Annotated in this window: 16 protein-coding genes; 7 read left to right on the top strand and 9 right to left on the bottom strand. The window is 46.8% G+C overall.

The window, feature by feature from the left end; translation table 11 throughout:
* Positions 1-39: 39 nt before the first annotated feature.
* Entirely contained in the window at positions 40-681 is a 642-nt protein-coding gene (locus LEPBO_RS0125555; RefSeq protein WP_017290438.1) for a peroxiredoxin, read from the bottom strand.
* A gap of 354 nt (positions 682-1,035) precedes the next feature.
* On the opposite strand from LEPBO_RS0125555, the gene LEPBO_RS0125550 reads away from it, so the two are divergent.
* Positions 1,036-1,797: a peptidylprolyl isomerase gene (locus LEPBO_RS0125550; protein WP_017290437.1), complete on the top strand. Its 762-nt coding sequence runs from the start codon at positions 1,036-1,038 to the stop codon at positions 1,795-1,797.
* Between the two features lie 85 nt (positions 1,798-1,882).
* Positions 1,883-4,411, top strand: coding sequence for a type I secretion system permease/ATPase (locus tag LEPBO_RS0125545; RefSeq protein ID WP_017290436.1), 2,529 nt, complete (start codon positions 1,883-1,885; stop codon positions 4,409-4,411).
* Positions 4,412-4,710: 299 nt separating this feature from the next.
* Here the strand turns inward: LEPBO_RS0125545 and LEPBO_RS38295 are convergent, their stop codons facing one another.
* The 6 genes from LEPBO_RS38295 to LEPBO_RS44055 form a co-directional block, all read right to left on the bottom strand.
* Positions 4,711-5,571, bottom strand: a complete 861-nt coding sequence (locus tag LEPBO_RS38295) for an MBL fold metallo-hydrolase (RefSeq protein WP_051077825.1) — start codon at positions 5,569-5,571, stop codon at positions 4,711-4,713.
* Positions 5,572-5,679: 108 nt separating this feature from the next.
* Positions 5,680-6,603, bottom strand: coding sequence for a glutathione S-transferase family protein (locus LEPBO_RS0125535; RefSeq protein WP_017290434.1), 924 nt, complete (start codon positions 6,601-6,603; stop codon positions 5,680-5,682).
* A gap of 4 nt (positions 6,604-6,607) precedes the next feature.
* Positions 6,608-7,606, bottom strand: a complete 999-nt coding sequence (locus tag LEPBO_RS0125530; RefSeq protein ID WP_317135193.1) for a glycosyltransferase — start codon at positions 7,604-7,606, stop codon at positions 6,608-6,610.
* Between the two features lie 56 nt (positions 7,607-7,662).
* Positions 7,663-9,141: an N-acetylmuramoyl-L-alanine amidase gene (locus tag LEPBO_RS38290; protein WP_017290432.1), complete on the bottom strand. Its 1,479-nt coding sequence runs from the start codon at positions 9,139-9,141 to the stop codon at positions 7,663-7,665.
* Positions 9,142-9,388: 247 nt separating this feature from the next.
* A complete protein-coding gene (locus tag LEPBO_RS0125520) occupies positions 9,389-10,249 on the bottom strand; it encodes an alpha/beta fold hydrolase (RefSeq protein ID WP_017290431.1) in 861 nt (286 codons plus the stop codon).
* Positions 10,250-10,370: 121 nt separating this feature from the next.
* Positions 10,371-11,309, bottom strand: coding sequence for a pentapeptide repeat-containing protein (locus LEPBO_RS44055; RefSeq protein WP_017290430.1), 939 nt, complete (start codon positions 11,307-11,309; stop codon positions 10,371-10,373).
* A 273-nt stretch (positions 11,310-11,582) separates the two neighbouring features.
* Between LEPBO_RS44055 and LEPBO_RS38280 the strand changes: the two genes are divergently transcribed.
* Positions 11,583-13,613 carry a pentapeptide repeat-containing protein gene (locus LEPBO_RS38280; protein WP_017290429.1) on the top strand — a complete coding sequence of 677 codons (2,031 nt, stop codon included), beginning with the start codon at positions 11,583-11,585 and terminating at the stop codon, positions 13,611-13,613.
* On the opposite strand, the gene LEPBO_RS0125505 is transcribed toward LEPBO_RS38280, so the two are convergent.
* Both LEPBO_RS0125505 and LEPBO_RS38275 read right to left on the bottom strand, forming a co-directional pair.
* Entirely contained in the window at positions 13,577-13,882 is a 306-nt protein-coding gene (locus tag LEPBO_RS0125505) for a hypothetical protein (protein ID WP_017290428.1), read from the bottom strand. The genes LEPBO_RS38280 and LEPBO_RS0125505 overlap by 37 nt on opposite strands.
* Positions 13,883-13,909: 27 nt before the next feature.
* A complete protein-coding gene (locus LEPBO_RS38275; RefSeq protein ID WP_017290427.1) occupies positions 13,910-14,164 on the bottom strand; it encodes a hypothetical protein in 255 nt (84 codons plus the stop codon).
* Positions 14,165-14,364: 200 nt separating this feature from the next.
* Here LEPBO_RS38275 and LEPBO_RS0125495 point away from each other — a divergent pair, with 200 nt between their 5' ends.
* The 4 genes from LEPBO_RS0125495 (at position 14,365) to LEPBO_RS0125480 (ending at position 18,812) form a co-directional block, all read left to right on the top strand.
* Positions 14,365-14,970 carry a chorismate lyase gene (locus tag LEPBO_RS0125495; protein ID WP_017290426.1) on the top strand — a complete coding sequence of 202 codons (606 nt, stop codon included), beginning with the start codon at positions 14,365-14,367 and terminating at the stop codon, positions 14,968-14,970.
* Positions 14,971-15,148: 178 nt separating this feature from the next.
* Entirely contained in the window at positions 15,149-15,955 is an 807-nt protein-coding gene (locus LEPBO_RS40340; protein ID WP_017290425.1) for a hypothetical protein, read from the top strand.
* 113 nt (positions 15,956-16,068) lie between these two features.
* On the top strand, positions 16,069-16,266 hold the full coding sequence (locus tag LEPBO_RS0125485; RefSeq protein WP_017290424.1) for a ChaB family protein: 198 nt from the start codon (positions 16,069-16,071) through the stop codon (positions 16,264-16,266).
* 293 nt (positions 16,267-16,559) lie between these two features.
* Positions 16,560-18,812, top strand: a complete 2,253-nt coding sequence (locus LEPBO_RS0125480; protein WP_197693237.1) for a glycoside hydrolase family 65 protein — start codon at positions 16,560-16,562, stop codon at positions 18,810-18,812.
* The last annotated feature ends 61 nt before the right edge of the window (positions 18,813-18,873 follow it).

Raw genomic sequence — 18,873 nt, 5'->3', positions numbered from 1 at the left:
TAATGTCTTACCCAGCTTGAAAATCACAGCGATCAAAGCTTATTTGTTCGGTTGTGGAGTCATTCTCAGATAAGGCTTCACTTCAGTGACACCTTTCGGGAATTTCTCACGAGCCTGATCGGTTGGGATCGAAGGCACAACCACACAGTCATTGCCATCTACCCAGTTTGCAGGCGTAGCTACACTGTAGTTATCAGTCAATTGCAGCGAATCAATCACCCGCAGCAATTCGTCAAAGTTCCGTCCGGTGCTTGCCGGATAGGTGAAGGTCAGACGCAACTTCTTGTTGTTGTCGATGATGAAAACAGAGCGAACCGTCAGCGTCGAACCCGTGCTGGAGTTCGGGTGAATCATGTCGTACAGTTCGGAAACTTTCTTGTCGCCATCTGCCAAAATGGGATAGTTGACGCTGCAGGCTTGCGTTTCATTGATGTCACTAATCCAGCCTTTGTGGGATTCTGCATCATCGACGCTGAGGGCAATCACTTTGACGTTGCGCTTGTCAAACTCAGGCTTGATTTTTGCAACTTGACCGAGTTCGGTGGTGCAAACCGGGGTGTAATCAGCGGGGTGCGAGAAGAGGACAACCCAGCTATCCCCTGCCCAGTCGTAAAAATTGATCGTTCCCTCAGACGAGTCTTGGGTAAAGTTGGGAACTGTGTCGCCTAAACGGAGAGCCATAATCTTTTATATTTCCTGTCGATCGCAGATAGGTACTGATTGATCATGCCACAAAACCCGGTTTTCCGGTCGGACTTTAGATCTTTTTATGATTTTACCGCGATCGTGATTGTGATGAAGAATGGACACGTGAAATTTTGCCGATGTAGGGTTCCCTACTCTGCGTATTTTTTTAAAGTTTCATGGATTGGGGCAGGGAATTAGTTGAAATTGCGGACTCTAGATGAACAAAGTTTTAGTTTAATCGCAATGGTTTGCGGTAAATCGCTGAGATTTTACGGACTTGCGGCAAAATTTCAGTAGATTTAGGCACGTTACCATCGATTTGGATATTGCATCAGCACGGATTACCTTATGGAAAATAACGCATTTCTGACGATCGATGAGCAGTCTCTCAGCCTCCGAGAGTGCCTTCGCTATTTACAAACCTCCGGTAAGCTGCAAGGCTTTATTGGTGATATCCTCCGGCAATATGTCTTGGAAACCGAGGTAAAAAATCGAGATGATCTGGAGATCAATCCAGCCGTGATCGAGCAAGCTGTGGTCGATTTTCGCCTCCAACAGAAACTGACCGATCCGAACGTTTTTCAAGAATGGCTCAGTCGCAACGGGTTGGATTACACCACGTTCCATCAGCAAATTGCGACCAATTTCAAGAATGAAAAGCTGAAGATCGTGGCAACCGAGCCAAGACTGCAAGAGTATTTTATTGAGCGCAAAGTGTTTCTCGATCGCGTCGTGCTGTCTCGGATTATTGTCGAAAGCAAAGAAATTGCAGAAGAGTTAAAGCTGCAAATTAGCGAGGGAGAAAACTTTGAAGCGTTAGCGCGCGAGCATTCAATTGCCGATGATCGTATTGCAAATGGCATGATGGGTCCGGTCAGTCGTGGGACAATGCCGGATACAGTCAGGGCTGTGATCGATTCATCTGAAAAAGGTGATTTAGTCGGCCCGATTGAATTAGAGGGACGCTGGGCTTTGTTTCGGGTTGAAGATATTCTCCCGGCAACGCTCGACAATCCTCAACTCAAGCAAATGCTGACGACGGAATTATTCGATCGTTGGATTGCAGAAAAAATTCAAAAAATGACGGTGAAACTTCAGGTTAGCGACTAGACTGACTTGAATAAATAAACGGCTCTTTTCGGATAGATTAGAGTGCCTTGCCGACGGTTTCAGCCCCTAAAATTCATTTGCGCTCATGCTGACGAACGATATTGCTGCCAATCTGCCCTGGGAATCTCCACCCTTATGTTTTCTCAATCCTGAACAACAGGTGCAATTTAAATCAAGAGCCGAAGTCCGTCACTACAAGTTAGGAGACGTGCTTTGGTCGAGTGAGGATGCGGGCATTCAATTGCTAATCCTGGCTGGAAAAGTGCGCCTAGTTGGAGAAGACAACAGTTCACGAGTCTTAAATCCGGGTGAATGGATTGGGGATTTGTTGGATTTGTCAGGCTGGAAAGCTCGTGCTGCTAGCAGTGAGGTGCAGGCGGTGTTGTGGAGCGCTCAGATGTGGGAGGGGTTACAAACTCCTGATATCGATCGCTTTTGGGCAATTCAACGGGCGCGCTACGTGCCCCAAACGGATCTTTCTCCGCAGACGATAACGGGTTTCCCGTTTGTGCCTGGGATGAATAGTGCGGCGGCTTGTCTGACGATGGTGGCAAACCATTTGCAGAATCCAGTTCAGATGGAGTGGGTGCAGCGACAGTTGCGGGGGCAGCGTCCGACAAATGTGGTCGATGCGGCGGAGAAACTCGGGCTGCAATTGCGCCGGATTCAGTCGAGTTGGCAAGATGCGCGCTTGTTGGATTTTCCGGCGCTGATGCTGTGGGGGGATACTGAGGAGCCGCATTGGGTTGTGGTGTATGGCGTGCGGGGCGATCGCTTTGTGATCTCTGATCCACATGATCCGATCATGTCACCGCAAGCGATTCATCGATCGACCGTGGAGCAGTTCTGGGACGGGCAACTCTGGCAGGTCGAGACGGTTCAGAAGCAAGAGCGCTTTAATCTCGCTTGGTTTTTGCCTGCGGTTTGGAAGTATAAGGTGCTGCTGGGCGAGGTGTTGTTTGCTTCGTTTACGTTGCAGCTATTGGGCTTGGCGACTCCGCTAATTACGCAGGTCGTCATTGATAAGGTGATGGTGCAGGGCAGCATTCCGACACTAGATGTGATGGCGATGGCGTTGCTGGCGGTGGCGTTGTTTGAAGCAGTTCTTGGTATTCTGCGGTTGTTTATCTTTACGCACACGGCTCGACGATTAGATTTAAGTCTGTCGGCTCAGTTGTTCCGTCACTTGATGCGGTTGCCTTTGGCATACTTTGAGTCGCGACGGGTCGGAGATACCGTTGCGCGGGTTCAGGAACTTGAGAACATTCGGCAATTTTTGACGGGGACAGCTTTAACGGTTGTGCTTGATTCGATTTTTGCTGTGGTGTATCTAGCCTTAATGTTTTTCTACAGCATTCCGTTAACTGGGGTCGCTTTAGCGGTGTTGCCGTTGTATGCAGCGTTAACGTTAACGACGACTCCAATCTTGCGGAATTGGTTGAATGAGACGTTTAACCGCAATGCGGATAGTCAGTCGTTTCTCGTGGAGACGGTGACGGGGATTCACTCGGTGAAAGCGCATAGTGCCGAGAAGCCTTCGCGCGATCGCTGGGAGGGGTTATTTGCCCGCTATATTCGCACGAGTTTCAAAGCGTCTACGACCTCGAACATTAGTAATAATTTGGGAGATTTTCTCACCAATTTCTCGTATTTACTCATTCTCTGGGTGGGGGCGCATTTAGTTATTAAGCAAGAACTCACGGTCGGTCAGTTGGTGGCGTTTCAGATGTTGTCTGGACGGGTGACAGGGCCTTTGTTGCGATTAGTTCAGCTTTGGCAGAATTTGCAGCAGGTGTTGTTGTCGGTCGATCGAATTGGCGACATTCTTAATGTTGCTCCGGAAGCAGAACCGGGATCAGGGTTGGTGTTGCCGACGTTGAAAGGGCAAGTTTCATTTGATCAAGTCTTTTTCCGCTACAACCCGAATCAAGAGCCTGTGCTGAAAGGAATTTCCTTTGATGTCCAACCGGGAATGCTGGTTGGCGTTGTGGGACGAAGTGGGTCTGGTAAGAGTACGCTGTCAAAGCTCTTGCAGCGGTTGTATTTACCAGAAGCCGGACGGATTCTCGTCGATGGCTTTGATATCAAGAGTGCCGATCTGCACTCGCTGCGGAGTCAGATGGGAGTTGTGTTGCAGGAAGATTTTCTTTTCAATGGCAACATTATCGACAACATTAGTTTGGGTCGTCCTGATATTACGGCTGAACAGGTTGTAGCTGCGGCACGAATGGCAGCGGCGCATGATTTTGTGAGTGAGTTGCCGCAGGGCTATGAGACGAATGTAGGAGAGCGGGGAACTGCACTGTCGGGGGGACAACGGCAGCGGATTGCTTTGGCGCGATTGTTCTTATCGAATAGCCCGATCTTGGTACTCGATGAAGCGACCAGTGCTTTAGATAGTGAAACCGAGCAACAGGTTTTACAGAGTTTGCAGTCGATTTCGGACAATCGAACGGTCTTCTTAATTGCTCACCGATTTGCGCCTTTGAAGAAAGCAGATTTAATTCTGGTGATGGAGAAGGGCGTAATTGCTGAGAAAGGCACGCACGAAGAATTACTGCGCAAGAAAGGTTTGTATTGGTCGTTGTATCAGCGACAGCAAGCTTCGGTGTAGTTAGGTTGGATTGAGTAAAGGTTAGCGATCGCTTCATTTGTGGAGCGATCGCTTTTTTATTGATTTGCTAAGAGTATGTTTGAGAAGTATCAATCGTTTCCTTGCTCCGTTCTATCTCGCCCCGGACTTCCAGTCCGGGGCTAACGGTGCGAAGTCCTTTGAAAAGGACTGAAGACCTGATTTTGATGGGCTTTTAGTCCCTTTAGTGGACTTCGTTCAACTAGCCCCGACTTCCAGTCCGGGGGTGGGTGAGTGCAATGAACGATATCTTTTCAAACATTCTCTAAGACACGAAAGGCTCACGATCGCCCAGATACACTGCTACTTGAACGATTCTCATTCGCAGATTGCTCAGCATAAGCTTTGAACTCGATCGCATCATGGCTGCAAAAGAGTTTGGCATCGTTACTCAGAGTGAGCTGACGCAGGCGATCTTGATTAAGCAATCTCGCTTTACGATCGACTTCCATCATCCATTGATAAGCCTTTAAACCAGGTGTGCAGTGATACTCTGGCTTCATTTCATCGCGATAAAAGTAAGCATCGCCTGCATGTAACAGCCAACCTTCGGAAGTCTCGATCGCGACTCCAGCATGACCTCGCGTATGTCCTGTTAAGGGGATGAATAGAATTTCTGGTGGCAATCCTTCTAAGTCTCTGACTGCTTCAAATCCAAACCAAGACTCGCCGTTCGCCGCATAGAATTTCCAAGATTTTACTTCATCCCATTGACCGGGGCGATAGCGACGATGAGCAATAAAACCTTGGCGATCTCGAGTGGCTTCTATCTCAGTTTGCATCACATGCACAGTTGCATTGGGAAAATCTTCTAAGCCGCCTGCATGATCAAAATCGAGATGCGTGAGAATAATGTGACGAACCTCTTCGGGCGAAAATCCTAGACGTTCGATTTGGTCGATCGCGCTGTATTGACGATCGAATTGAATGTTATTGAACGCGATAAAAAATGGGCTGAGCCGACTGCGAGGTGCTTGAATATCACGCAGTCCAAAGCCAGTATCCACCAAAACAAGCCCCTGGTTCGTTTCGATCAACAAACAGTGACAGACAAGATGTGACGTTAAACCCCGACTGAAACCATCAAACAACGCTCCACCGATAGGACACATACAGCCACAGTTAAGATGATGAATTCGCATAGGTCGTTGGGTGCGATCGACGATTTCCAGCCTAGAAAATCTGCGATCGCACACCGTCTTCCTAACGAGAGAGTTGAAGTCCTGAAAGTCTTTTGACAATCTGTAGTGCTAAAGATTTTGAGCACTTAAAGGGATAATTCCACCAGGATTGAGTGGGAATAAGTTGCCGTAATAGTCTCGTTTGACAGATTCTAAGTCACAGGTTTCTGCTACGCCTGGAAGCTGATAGAAATCATTCAGATAGATACTTAAATGATCATAATCCTGAATACGGCGAATACTACATTTGAAAAGGCTATAGTAAACGACATCGAAACGAAACAGAGTAGTGAAGAGGCGAACATCTGCAAGGGTTAAAGTATCACCGCAGAGATATCGACGAGTAGAAAGTGCTTCATCGATCGTATCTAACATCGAAAATAATTCTCGACACGCAGTTTCATAAGCTGCTTGAGTTTGAGCAAATCCGCAACGATACACGCCATTGTTGACTGCGTGATAGATTTTCTCATTCCAGCTATCGATTTCTGGTTGTAAGGCTTCTGGATATAGATCAAGTTCTGGATGCTTTGCAAATTCGTTAAAGGCTGAGTTGAGGATGACGATAATTTCAGAACTTTCGTTATTGACGATCGTATTGGTTTTACAGTCCCATAAGACCGGAACTGTCGATCGACCTTGATAGCCTGGTTTTGCGCGTCGATAGAGGTCTGCCAACGTAGTACAGCCTAGCTCAGGCTTTTCTAAAATCCAGCCTCCATTTTCTGGAGAAGGAATCACGATCGAGACTGAAATAATGTCTTCTAGCCCTTTCAATGCGCGAGTCACTAAAGTTCGATGTGCCCAAGGACAACCCAGACCTACGAATAATCGATAGCGTCCTGGCGCGGCGATCAGGCTTTGGCTCCGAAATTCACTCTCAGGACGAATATAAGCACCTGATGCGTCTCTTGGCGCAAGCTTGGACATCATGATTCGCCATAGAGTTGTCCAGCCAAAACGAACCAGTTGAATGAGCAATTTTGGAGGCATGATTTTACTGAAGCTTCTTCTGAATTTTAGCGATGATTCGCTGGAGAGCGAGTTTCGCTAAGCGCGATCGCGTTAATGGTTCAATCGTAGCGGGATGCGTCTGTTTGTGATCAAAAAACTCGTTCACTTCGCGCAAAATAACTGCTAAGCGATCGAGAATATTTTGACCGCGATATTCTGCCAAAAAGCTTTCAGGAATCACAGGCGCAGGTCGCTCGATCGCGCTTAAAATTCGCTGCACATCAAACTCAGTCGAATAAGCCGCAATCTTATAACAGTTAAATCCTGGGTCGAGATAGTCTGATAAACCGCCGTTGACACTGGAAAATACTTGGCAACCACATGCGATCGCTTCCATCGGTTGCAGTCCAAAGCCTTCGCTGACTCTCTGCTGCGCCCAATATTCCGCAGAATCGTATAAGTAAACTTTCGTTCGATTGAAAACGGCTGCAAGACTATCCACGTGAGTATTAATTATTTCCACTTTGCAGCGTTTTTGAAGAGTAGGAATGAGCTGGTTTAAGAGATACTCTGATGATTTTCGAGTATGAATTAGAACATCAATATCGCGATTTAAATTCTGATTGCTAAACTCATCAGAGATCTGATTTGGCAAATAGTAAATTAGTGAATGCGGCGCACGTTGTCCCCAATAGCCTAACGTATTGCGGCTGACAGTTACGATCGGGACATTGGATGGAACTGTAAAACCATATCCTGCACTATGTGCGTGATAGATAGCGTTGTGCTTTTTCAAGCGTTTTGCGAGTTTCGCAACATCAAATCCCCAACTCATCACAAAGATGACATCCTTGAGATCTTCTTGAAGGACATCATCTAAAAAACGTGTATTTTGCTCACGCTGGCGGTATGTGACGATTTCAGCCGGGCAAATCTGCTTGGCAAGCTCAAACGCCTTTAACTCCGCCCACAGACCCCCGCAGGCAAAACGTTTTCCGGTTCCAGGAAGGAGAAAATAAAGCGATCGCATGACAGCCGCCAAGAGTTGAAGGTAAGATGTGAGCCATCATATCAGCCGAAAGATCATTCTGATCTGAATCATCCGCTCTGCCGACTGAGCGATCGCGCAAATTGATATTGATAAAGCTGTTGCAGTATTGCTAATACTTCTTCTGCATAAGAAGGATCAGAAGAGTAGTAAAAGCTCAACTGCTGAATTCGCGGGGCGCTGCCACGGATGATAAAGCGGAATCGGGGCGTCACAACGTCTTGGCTGAATGGCTCTAAACTGGCATAAGCTTTCAACAATTGAATGTGAGCACGTACTCCGGTGCGAGCATTCGGAAAGGCTGCACTTTCCCAAGGACTGCCAACTTCTCGCAAAGTGGCAAAGTTATTTTGAGTCGGCTGAAGGGTTTTCCCAAAACGAAAAAAATCGGTTTCGATGAGGGCTTGTGTAAACGCAATATCAGAGTTGACATCCTCGATCGCAGCTTCTTCTAAATACAATTCGGCAATGTTAGGGAAGGTTTGGAGAGCTTGAGGATTGTGCTGCTGTAAAAAGGCTTCTAACGTATTTTTTGAAAGATAACCCTGTCCCATAATGCTGCTGATTTTATTTGGATTCAAAGGCAGCATGTTTCGCAAAATCACTCCTCGATCGCTGGAATTCCAGCCGACAAAAACGCCGACTTTTCGGAGATCGATCGCTCTAATGTAGGTTTGATTGTTGTAAATAATCAATCGAGCATTTTGAGGACGTTTGACTCGAATGGCAAGCTGATCTAACAGATCAATAGGAATGTATGAGTTTCCTTCCACAATCACACCTTGCTGATCAGAAGCTTGCCCATTCAAATTGATACTCATCGGCACGATCGTTTGATTCCAGAGTGCTAACCCTTGGGCAATGCCTTGTGCGATCGCTTGAGAGCGATTCAGAATAATAGCTCGATCTTCTGGGCTAGAAGTAAACCCGACCGTTAATACGATCGCAGGAATCTTCATTTGGCGAATAAAATCAAGGCTCCCCAATGCTGTTTCAGTATCCGGCTTTGTGCCCCGACTCATCCAAGCGGGAACATTGACCAGAATTTGATCCAGCAGTTGTTGTGCTTTCTGTCGGCGGTTCTCATCTCCTGCACGATAAAAAGCAGTCACGCCTCTCGTATTCGGGTTCAAGAAAGCATCAGTTCGGATCGATAACGCGATGTCTCCCGGTTTGGCGCGGCGATTGATCCAAGCGATCGCTTCAGCGGGTTCTAAATTGGTTGGTACAATTACAACCGGAAAGCCTTGCGTTTTTAGCTCTGTGGCTGCTTGATTGCGAATCTTAACCAATGCCGCTGAGATCGGTTGATTGGCAAATTGAATTGGATTTGCGACCAGAAAAACTTGCTTGACTTGTTGCGTGTCTTGTCGAATCGTTTCTAAGCGATCAGATAAAACAGTGGTCAGGCGTTCTGGCGCGATACTACGACGATCGTTGAGTTGAGTTTTAGATTGAGCAAGCAATTTTTTGCAGGGTTTGATTTCTACACCCCCGCAATCCGGGCAGCAATTCGATGCGAAGATCATGGTCTAACTTTTATGATGCAGGCATAATTTTTTCACCTCGGTAGATACGCAAGTCATCATATCAAACGAAACCGCGTTAACAAATACACCCTGACTGGCTCGGACAGCACGATTTACACCTAGCAATGCGCTAGGTGCTGGAATATCTTGCCAATCTTTTACTCGATCGATAATTCAGCCTTTGCTAGAATACATCGTCGTCTGAACACGATAGGAAAACGGATTAAAAGACCTTGGTTCTATGACTTCAGTGACTGCCACTTGTTCCAGTCAGAAAATTGAGTACAGCTTGATTGAACCGGGCTGGATGCTCTAAATGCGGATAGTGTCCACACCGATCGAGCAATAATGGTTGTTCTGCATTCGGCAGTCGCTTCGCTGCAACATGGGCATGAGCGACCGGAAGAATGCGATCCTGTTTTCCCCAGATAATCAGTGCAGGCGCAATGATGTTTTTCAGATTTTCAACGATCGGCTGATAGACAGTTTCTCTAACCCCTCGCAAACATAGATTGGTTCGCGCCATTTGGATCAAGGGTTCCTTGCGTCCTGGAAGCGCGAAAATTGGATAGCGCAAATCAATCCACTCTTGTGGAATCGTATCGACATCAAAGACATTCTGCTTCAACATCGGACGCATGACCTTCGGACTTGGCTGGAGCGATCTCACGGCAAAAGGTAAGGTTGCTAATCGGGCTGAAAGCGTCACTTCTTGCCCTAATCCAAAACTGCCAACGAGCACTAATTTCTCAACCCGCTTAGGAGCCATGAATGCAAGCTGTAAAGCCGCTCCACCGGACATCGAATGTCCTACTAAAACTGCCGATGAAATCGACATCGCATCCATGAACCCCAAAATAAATTCTGCCTGGTAAGTCAGCGAATACGAAGCGGAGGGTTTATCAGAGCGCCCTGATCCGACCATATCGATCGCGATCACACGATGCTGTCGAGCTAAACCCGGGAGATTGTAATACCAGAACTCCGCAGATCCTCCTGCCCCATGTAACAGCAGAATCGTATGTTTTCCTTCTCCCGCCTGCCAAAATCGAGTTCTAACAGAACCAACCTGCACATATTGATCCGAAAGAGTCTGGGTTAGAAGCATGAATTCACCGTCTCAAGACACACCGCGATCGCATGTAAAGCAATTTCTACACGATCGTTACAAACTGAAAATGAGTATAGCTGCGGTTTTAAATTTCGCTCAGGAAGTTGTTCGGCTGATTTTATTTTGAGAGTTGGGCTTGAAATTCCGGATCAAACTCTGCGCTCTGCCAATTTCTTGCTTCTTTGATTTGATCGACAGTTAGCCCGATCGCACCTCGAAAGTCAGCATTCTCTAAATCCGCCCCAATCAGTCTGGTCTGCTGTAGGTTCGCCTGATATAGAGAAGCTTCGACTAGAACTGCATAGCTCAGATTTGCACCCCTAAAATCAACTTGGGTTAAATAGGCTCCGCTGAGATTGGAGTTTAACAGTAAAGCTCTGCTCAGATTTGCCCCACTTAATTCAGCCTTGCACAAGTGCGTTTCAATTAAATTCAAGCGAGTTGCAGAGCTAGAAGGATTGTAAGGCGGATCGAACTCGATGCGACGACGAGCGATGACTGATAGGCAAGCTTGAATGTCTCTTGCAATTTTCGAGGAAGCTGAATTTATGGGCGATCGCGCTTGAATATAAGACGTTAGCACTTGCATGATTGTCCAATGTTCTTGCAGCGATTCTTGAGCGATTCTTTCGAGCACATGGATGCCACCAAATCGAGTCTCTAAGCTTGAACTACCGAGGTGATTAATCGCTTGGCTATAGCGTTCTGCGACTTGCTTTTCAGCCGCGATCGCAACATTCTTTTGAGTCGCTTTGAGATTCTTCCAAGAAATGAATGCAGTTAAAAATAGTAGAAAACCACCGCCAGTCTGAACGATGCTACTATGAATCGCATTTTCTAAAACAATGCGGTCTTTTTCGAGTGCTAGTAAGTCTTTCTGGAGGGTTGGATTCGCTTGTGTCGTCTTTCTCAATCCGTTGATTTGGTCTTGAAGTTGATGCAGATTTGCCCGTTGTTGTTGCCAGTAAAATCCAGTCCCTAGAACAATTGCTGCACCCATCAACGCACCGACTATCAATTCCGATCGGCGAAAAGATTGAGATAAACGATGCTGCATAAGTTAACTCAACTTAGATTTAGTCATAAAAATAAACAAGCGAAAGCTAAGGGGTGAGAAGAAGATGAGGTCTAGCACCTGCGTAAGCGCAACGATCAATTTCGTTCATCTAATCTAGGATTTCCCTACAGTAAACCAAAATAGGGTGTTATGGTTTTACTCAAATCCCTAGAAAATACAGAGGAGACATATTTTTTTGCACTTTAACAATTGGAATTGAATCTTTTTTTAACAATCACACAATTTAGTCCTTTTAAATCATGCTTCTGAGAGATGCCGAGTAAGAAATATTTAGCAAGCGATTCTGATCAAAGTTGTTTTGCACCTCAGTTTTACTGTGATTACCCTCGACAACCGACGTTCCCTGAACGCGATCTGCAATATCCAACAGAGGAGAGAAGAGATTTCCCATTGATTGCGAGTGGCTGTAATACATTCGATCTTGCTTATGCCCATCTAGCAGGAGCGAATCTGGCTGGGGTGAATCTAGCAGGAGCCAATTTGGTTGGGGCGAATCTAGCAGGAGCGAATCTCGCTGAGGCAAACTTGCGAGGTGCAGTGATGCGCAGTGCTAACCTTCAGAAAGCGATTTTACGTCGAGCGAATCTCCCACGTACCGATCTTGTCAGAGCCGATCTGAGCGATGCAGACTTAGAAGAAGCTGATTTAGGAGGAGCAAGGCTAGTAGAAGGCATTTTGTGTGGGGCAATCCTTAAAGGTACCTGTCTGCGAAGAACCAACCTAAGTAAAGCAAATTTAAGCCATGCCTGTTTATCCGAAGCAGACTTAACAGGCTCGAAGCTCTCTGAAGCTCATTTTGAAAACACAGATCTGAGCCATGCCATCTTAGAACGGGTTGATCTCTGCAATGCTCAGATGCAACATACGATCGAGCTATTCAAAGCCGATCTGAAAAATGCAGTGTTAAGGAAGGCAGATCTGAGTCACGCTAATCTGACGGAAGCCGATCTCAGTGGCAGCGATCTCACCGATGCGGTTCTTCATCAGGCAAAGTTAAATCGCACCGTTCTCAATGGCGCTTCGCTCAAATACGCAAAGATGCAAGGTGCAGAGTTTAAGAATGCTTCGCTATTTGGAGCAGATTTAACCGGGGCGAATTTGCAACATGCATTTTTGAAAAAAGCAATTTTACGGCGATCGCAGTTAAGCCAAGCTGATCTCAGTTATGCAAATCTAGAACAAGTTCAACTCAATTCTGCTGTGATTCGTCGTGCTAAGCTCGTCTCTGCTAATCTCTACAAAGCGAGGCTCGATGGTGCAAGTTTACGTGGCTCGGATCTGAGCAATGCTAATCTAGAGCAGGCTTCTCTGAGTCGCTCGAACTTCTCCTTTGCCAATCTGTCCCGCGCTATACTGACCGATGCCAATCTTAGAAATGCTGAATTAAACGGCGCAAATCTGACGCAGGCAACTTTAATTCGAGCTAGGCTCAGCAGTGCGCGAGTCATGATGGCAACTTTAACGGATGCTAATTTAACTGGAGCAACTTTAACTCGTGCCTCATTTCGAGATTCCGACTTGCGACATTGTACGCTCACAGGCGCAACGCTCAATCGAGCTTACTGCTGTGCAGTCGATCTGACAGCAGCGCAGGTATCATTTGCTGAAATGAGCGGTGTGAATCTGCTGCGAGCTTGCTTACAGCAAACTAATCTCCATACTGCTTTACTGCGGCGAGCTTACATGAGTAATGCCATTCTGACTGAAACGGATTTGACGAGGGCTGAGCTAGCAGGTGCAGATTTATCGAGTGTTAATTTGAGCAGTGCGATCGTAGACCATGCAAGATTTGAGCACAACTTGGGATTGAGCGCGGATCAGATTCCTGAATTACAAGAAAAGCTTGCGATCGTGCTGCGTCAAGCTGGAGGAGAACGAGACGGACTTGCAGATGGGCAGCAACGCATGGAGGAAATTCGAGGAGACTTAGAATTTCGATTTTCCGATTTGGAAGAAACTCTGCGATTGTTTCAAGAAGCGATCGACATTTTCAAAGATGGCTTAGATGAGCAGCAAGAAATCGGTCGCACCTCTGGCTCGCCTAATTTTTATCAACTGCATTTAGTCCTTGAGCGCAAGGCAGAACAGTTTACTAAAAACATTCAAGCCTATCGTGAAGACATGTTTCAGTCTTTGGAAAATATGACGGCACAACAGCGGGATCTCTGGATTCAAGAAGAATTTCACGCTGTTCTAGACCATATCCAAGAACAAATTCTAAACCTTCTCAAACATGCGAAGTTGATTCATAGAATTTGGTTTACGTTGGATGATGATGCCTGAGGAGGACACGAAGTGCTCTGAATCCGAGCCGTTGCATAGCCAAGCCAGAACATGAGCACCATGGCACAGATATAGAGCAGCACAAATCTTTTAGGGAGCGCAAATCTTTTAGGGGTAGAGATTCTGCGGCGTGGAGGCGGTTCGACGATCTCGTCAATGTCTTGAATTTTCAGGCTACCTTTGCCAATGTTATGTTCACGTTCTAACCAGCGATCGAGAGAGAGGGGCGTTTTGTCATCTTCATTGTTCAAGCCCTGCTGTTGACCCATTGTTGCCCCTCCTGCAATCGTCAAAAATTAGGATGTTGTAATCTCTTGAATCACTTTTTCTTGATGGACAATTCCAAGCGTCAAGCCTGTTTTATTCGCTTCTTGTGCAACGCTGTACAGTGCTAATCCCATCTGCAGCACCTCAGCCATGTTCTTCCCTGATTCTGCTGATAAGGTTTGCAAGAGGGCGTAAGCCTCCTGGCTCAAATCCAAGTTCAACTGTTTTCGATAACGACTGTCTATCTCGTCATCGGCTTCATTACTTTGTTCTGACCTAAACATATAAAAATCTCCTGAATTACAACTCAGAGGCTTTGAGAGTGCCGATGTTGAAATCTACAACTCTCAGAGTAGCTTCTAAATCTATACTATCATTTCCACAAATTATACATATTTTTTATACAAAATCCTCGATTTTTCGCTCTGCCCCTCATTCTTCGCGCGGTGTTATGATGTAGGAAAGTTAACTTATGTAAACGAGCGTGACTGCGACCTTTCGATCCTCCGATAGCGCAACGTTGCCAACGACCTGGCACTGTCTTGACCCCATCTGGGAGGCAAGCGAACTTGAGATTCAGCAAGGACTACCGCACAGCCAGCTTTCTCCAGCTTGGCAAATGATGTTACTAGGAGATGGGTCTCCGACGCGGCATTTACAGCTTTTAACGGGCGAGCCGACTGAGGTAGATGTCATCGATATGTCGTCGATCGGGTTTTCGTTAGATCATGCACCGAGCGCGATCGAGCAAATTCCAGGTAGTCGGTTGCGGCGACAGATTTGGTTAAGAACAGCTTCAGGTCAGCGGTTAGGCTATGCGGCTTCGTGGTGGGAGTCGAGCCATATCGATGAGTATTTGCAGAATCGATCGCAGCCAATCTGGTCGAATTTATCGCGATCGCGCATGGAGCTATACCGCGAGATTAAAGGATTGCATTACGGACGGTCAGCGGCATTAGAGGCAGCATTTGGGGTTTCTGCTCCACTGTGGGGACGGCATTATTTGTTCTGGCATCATGGCAAACCGTTTACGCTGATTTATGAGGTGTTTTCGCCTTATTTGGAGCGATATTTGGGTAAGGCGCGTTGACGCTCAACGAAGACGCTGACTTCTAAAAGTCCGCCTCAAAGCCTGAATATTTCCGAATTCGATTCGCCAGGATATTCATGCAGACAGTCTGTTCAATCTGGTCAATCTTCCGACAATGCAAAGAAGAATGGTTCGAGTAGAGGAAATTAAATCCGGTTTTGCCCTAAAATAGCGGATTATGTCAACAGATCCAGCGAGGAATTCTTCGGATAAAGGCAGCTCCGTCTGGCATGAAGCTGCAGCCCATGTAGTGGATTTATTAATTCACTACGGTTTTGATTTGGGCGAAGAACGGGTGCGGCAACTCGTCGATCGTTGGCAGACTACCTATTCTGTCAGTTGGGTGCGTTGGGCGGTGATCGAAGCCCTTTACCAGGGACGCTACAAAGTGGTCTCCGTCGAGCAGATTTTGCAACTCTGGCAGCGGCGGCAGCAACCTTGCTATCACTTCAACTACGAATTTGAACGCCTAGTCTGCAATAAATTCCCTCGCGATCTGTCCCAACCGAACCGACCTCAAGAGCCTGTGGATGTTGCCGCGCTTCCAGCTTTGCCAGCCCCCAGTCGATCGCCCGTCCCCGTTAGCGAAGATCCCCCCGCTTGGGCAGAACTTGCTGAGCAGATTCAAAAAGAACCCGAAGTCGCTGAGCCTGGGATTCCACCCTTAGAACTCGATCACTTAGCTCCTCCTGAAATGCTGCTGAATCGAGTGGCTCGTCTGCAAGCAGGTGTAGATGCTTTAATCGAACAAGCGACCTCCAGCCTGAATGCATCCCACGAAGCGATGAGAATCAAATGGCAGGATGACACACAGCCAACTGAACAATCGATTGAAAATGGGCAAGCTGCACCCGAATCTGTTTTAGAACTTCCAGAAGAAGTGCATCCTCCCATTCATCAATTTATGCCAACGGCGGTGGGCACTGAGTTTCATAGCAAGTTAAAAGCGGTTGCAGAACAAGAAGAACCCGCAGCTAGCGAGTGATCCCGGCAAGCGTGCTAATTGACCCAAAATCTAAAGATATTCCGCAGGGCAGGCGATTTACTGCCAGATTGCGGGGATACTCGAAGATATCCAATCTCCTGGAGGCGGCTTGAATGTCGTACCAAAGTAATCGTGAACTACCGGATAGTGTTCGCGATCGCCTTTCTGAACCGGCTCAACACTTTTATCGAGTAGCATTTAACTCTGCACTTCAATGGTATGGAGAAGAGTCTAAAGCTCATCAAATTGCTTGGAGCGCGATTAGAAGCCAAGCATTCAGCCCAAATAGTGAAATTGCTGAAGTCCTGTAATTAAGCTCAACTGAATCCGAAGCCTTCGCTTGTGCAAACAGGTGAGGGCTTTTTGCATTGATTTAGTTTTGTTCACAAAATTTAAAAATATTTCGCTTTATATCGAATAACACCTTCGTCCGTATTTTTTAGATTCATTGCGTAACTCTATCAATGGAGAGATGAAGGTAGACATTTTGCGAGTTAATCACTCCTAGAATCGATAGCCGCATAACCGACTCGTGATCTGTTCGATCGCTCCATCTACCCCAAACGTGCGATTTATTGTCCTGCAAGTTCAAAGGTCTTCGGTTATGCCTACGGTTTCAATGTCGCAATTGAATACAGCTCAGTTTGATCACGTCACTTCAGATACAGAGAGTTGGAACATTCTCGAAACAGCGCTCAATCCTGAAAAACTTCATGCTCAGGAAACTGTCTTTACGATCGGGAATGGATATTTAGGAACACGGGGGAGCTTTGAAGAAGGATTTCCTGGCGATCAGTCCGCAACTTTAATTCACGGGATGTTTGATAATGCTCCGATCGTGCAAACGGAATTAGTCAACTGTCCAAATTGGTTGCCTTTGGTCATCAAGTTAGACGGTGAAAAGTTTCAACTTGATCATGGAGCAATTCTCAACTACGAGCGACGCTTGAATTTGAAAGCAGGCTTGCTGACGCGCACGGTGCAATGGCGTAGTCCAAGCGGTCATCACTTTGCATTTCGATTTGAGCGGTTTTGTAGTCTGTCTGATCGACATGTCATGGCAATGCGGGTGCAGGTTACCTCGATCGACTTTTCCGGTTCAGTAGAAATCGAGGCTGGATTTGAAGCGCATCCGACGACGGTGACCATTCCGCATTGGATGACCCTGAAAACGGGCAGTCTGAACAATTTAATGTGGTTATCGACCCAGACGTTGCATACTGGGCTGCAATTAGGACTAGCCGCAAAACTAACCGTCACGAAAGCTGATGAAACGATTCCAGTTCGTGATCACGCGAACACATTAATGGCTGCAACGACGATCGCACCGAATCAAACTGTGATTGCTGAAAAAGTCGTTTCGATCTATACCTCGCGTGATATAGAATTTCCGCTGACGGTAGCACTTCGACGGCTAGCAAAGTCGCCCAGTTATCAAACGCTCTTTGCAGCACATCTGCTGGCTTGGGGAATCACTTGGCAGAACAGTGATGTGGTCATTGAAGGCGATTTAACAGCGCAGATTAGTATTCGCTACAATCTTTTTCAACTCATGATTGCAGCTCCGCGTCACGATAATCGTGTGAGCATTCCTGCAAAAACGCTGTCGGGCTTTGCATACCGAGGGCACGTTTTTTGGGACACAGAGATTTTTATCGTGCCGTTTTTTGCCTTGACGCAGCCCGCGATCGCAGAAAATCTTCTGACCTATCGCTACAACACGTTAGCAGGGGCACGCCGGAAAGCGAGAGAAGCTGGCTATCAAGGTGCAATGTATGCCTGGGAGAGCGCAGCAACAGGCGATGAAGTGACGCCGCGATGGGTTCCGGGTGCGAAAGGAGAATTGATTCGGATTTGGTGTGGTGACATTGAACATCACATTACTGCGGATGTTGCTTATGCGGTTTGGCAATACTGGCAGATCACAGGCGATCACGATTGGATGAGGAACTGTGGAGCAGAGATTCTCATTGAAACGGCAAAGTTCTGGGCAAGTGCTGTCAAATGGACGGGGAGACGCTATGAGCTTTTAGATGTGATTGGTCCTGATGAAAATCATGAGCATTGCAACAATAATGCGTTTACGAATGCAATGGCGCAATTTAATTTACGCTCTGCGCGAATCGTGTGGGATTGGCTCGCGAAATCGTATCCGGAAACAGCATTGCGATTGCGTCAGAAGTTAAATTTGACTCTAGAGGAGCTTAAAACTTGGGGTACGATCGCGCAATCTCTAACAATTTATCCTGACCCTGAAACCAAGCTGATCGAGCAGTTTGACGGGTTCTTCGATTTGATCGATGTGAATCTTCAAGAGTACGAACCGCGATCTCAATCGATGCAAGCATTATTAGGCATTGAACCGACCAATCAGCGTCAGATTCTCAAGCAGCCTGATGTGTTGATGATGTTGTATCTCTTGCGGCAGCAGTTTGATCATGAGACGTTGCAGGCAAACTGGAATTACTATGTGCCGCGTACTGACCATACCTATGGTTCATCTCTGGGACCAGCCGTCCATGCGATTTTAGCGTGTGGTTTGTCTTACGTGGATGAAGCGTATCAGCATTTTATGCGAGCAGCATTAGTGGATCTCGAAGATGTGCGAGGCAATGCTTCAGAAGGAATTCATGCGGCTTCGGCGGGCGGGCTTTGGCAATCGATCGTGTTTGGATTTGCAGGAATTCGCTTAACAGACTTAGGTCCTGTCGCTTGTCCGAGTTTGCCTGCTCATTGGACAAGATTGAAGTTCCGCCTCTGTTGGCAAGACCAATGGTATGAATTCGATTTGTCGCAGACAGGTGTGCTGTGTGAAGCGGTTGAGCAATCGATGCAGAGCCATTTTGCTTCTACGTAACGCTGCCCATCACCCGCCGCAGATTACCTTTGCATCAAACCTATTATCTTTCGGCGGTCGG

It is taken from the genome of Leptolyngbya boryana PCC 6306, assembly GCF_000353285.1.
GTDB classification, from domain to species: Bacteria; Cyanobacteriota; Cyanobacteriia; order Leptolyngbyales; family Leptolyngbyaceae; genus Leptolyngbya; species Leptolyngbya boryana.
Note: the sequence above shows the minus strand (reverse complement) of the source record. Positions and strands in the feature narration are given on the sequence as shown.

Coding starts and splice junctions, on each gene's coding strand:
- LEPBO_RS44055 (WP_017290430.1), bottom strand. CDS start 11,309: ATGCAGCATCGTTTATCTCAATCTTTTCGCCGATCGGAATTGATAGTC.
- LEPBO_RS0125485 (WP_017290424.1), top strand. CDS start 16,069: ATGTCGTACCAAAGTAATCGTGAACTACCGGATAGTGTTCGCGATCGC.
- LEPBO_RS0125545 (WP_017290436.1), top strand. CDS start 1,883: ATGCTGACGAACGATATTGCTGCCAATCTGCCCTGGGAATCTCCACCC.
- LEPBO_RS38295 (WP_051077825.1), bottom strand. CDS start 5,571: ATGCGAATTCATCATCTTAACTGTGGCTGTATGTGTCCTATCGGTGGA.
- LEPBO_RS38280 (WP_017290429.1), top strand. CDS start 11,583: ATGCCGAGTAAGAAATATTTAGCAAGCGATTCTGATCAAAGTTGTTTT.
- LEPBO_RS38290 (WP_017290432.1), bottom strand. CDS start 9,141: ATGATCTTCGCATCGAATTGCTGCCCGGATTGCGGGGGTGTAGAAATC.
- LEPBO_RS40340 (WP_017290425.1), top strand. CDS start 15,149: ATGTCAACAGATCCAGCGAGGAATTCTTCGGATAAAGGCAGCTCCGTC.
- LEPBO_RS0125555 (WP_017290438.1), bottom strand. CDS start 681: ATGGCTCTCCGTTTAGGCGACACAGTTCCCAACTTTACCCAAGACTCG.
- LEPBO_RS0125535 (WP_017290434.1), bottom strand. CDS start 6,603: ATGCCTCCAAAATTGCTCATTCAACTGGTTCGTTTTGGCTGGACAACT.
- LEPBO_RS0125480 (WP_197693237.1), top strand. CDS start 16,560: ATGCCTACGGTTTCAATGTCGCAATTGAATACAGCTCAGTTTGATCAC.
- LEPBO_RS0125505 (WP_017290428.1), bottom strand. CDS start 13,882: ATGGGTCAACAGCAGGGCTTGAACAATGAAGATGACAAAACGCCCCTC.
- LEPBO_RS38275 (WP_017290427.1), bottom strand. CDS start 14,164: ATGTTTAGGTCAGAACAAAGTAATGAAGCCGATGACGAGATAGACAGT.
- LEPBO_RS0125520 (WP_017290431.1), bottom strand. CDS start 10,249: ATGCTTCTAACCCAGACTCTTTCGGATCAATATGTGCAGGTTGGTTCT.
- LEPBO_RS0125550 (WP_017290437.1), top strand. CDS start 1,036: ATGGAAAATAACGCATTTCTGACGATCGATGAGCAGTCTCTCAGCCTC.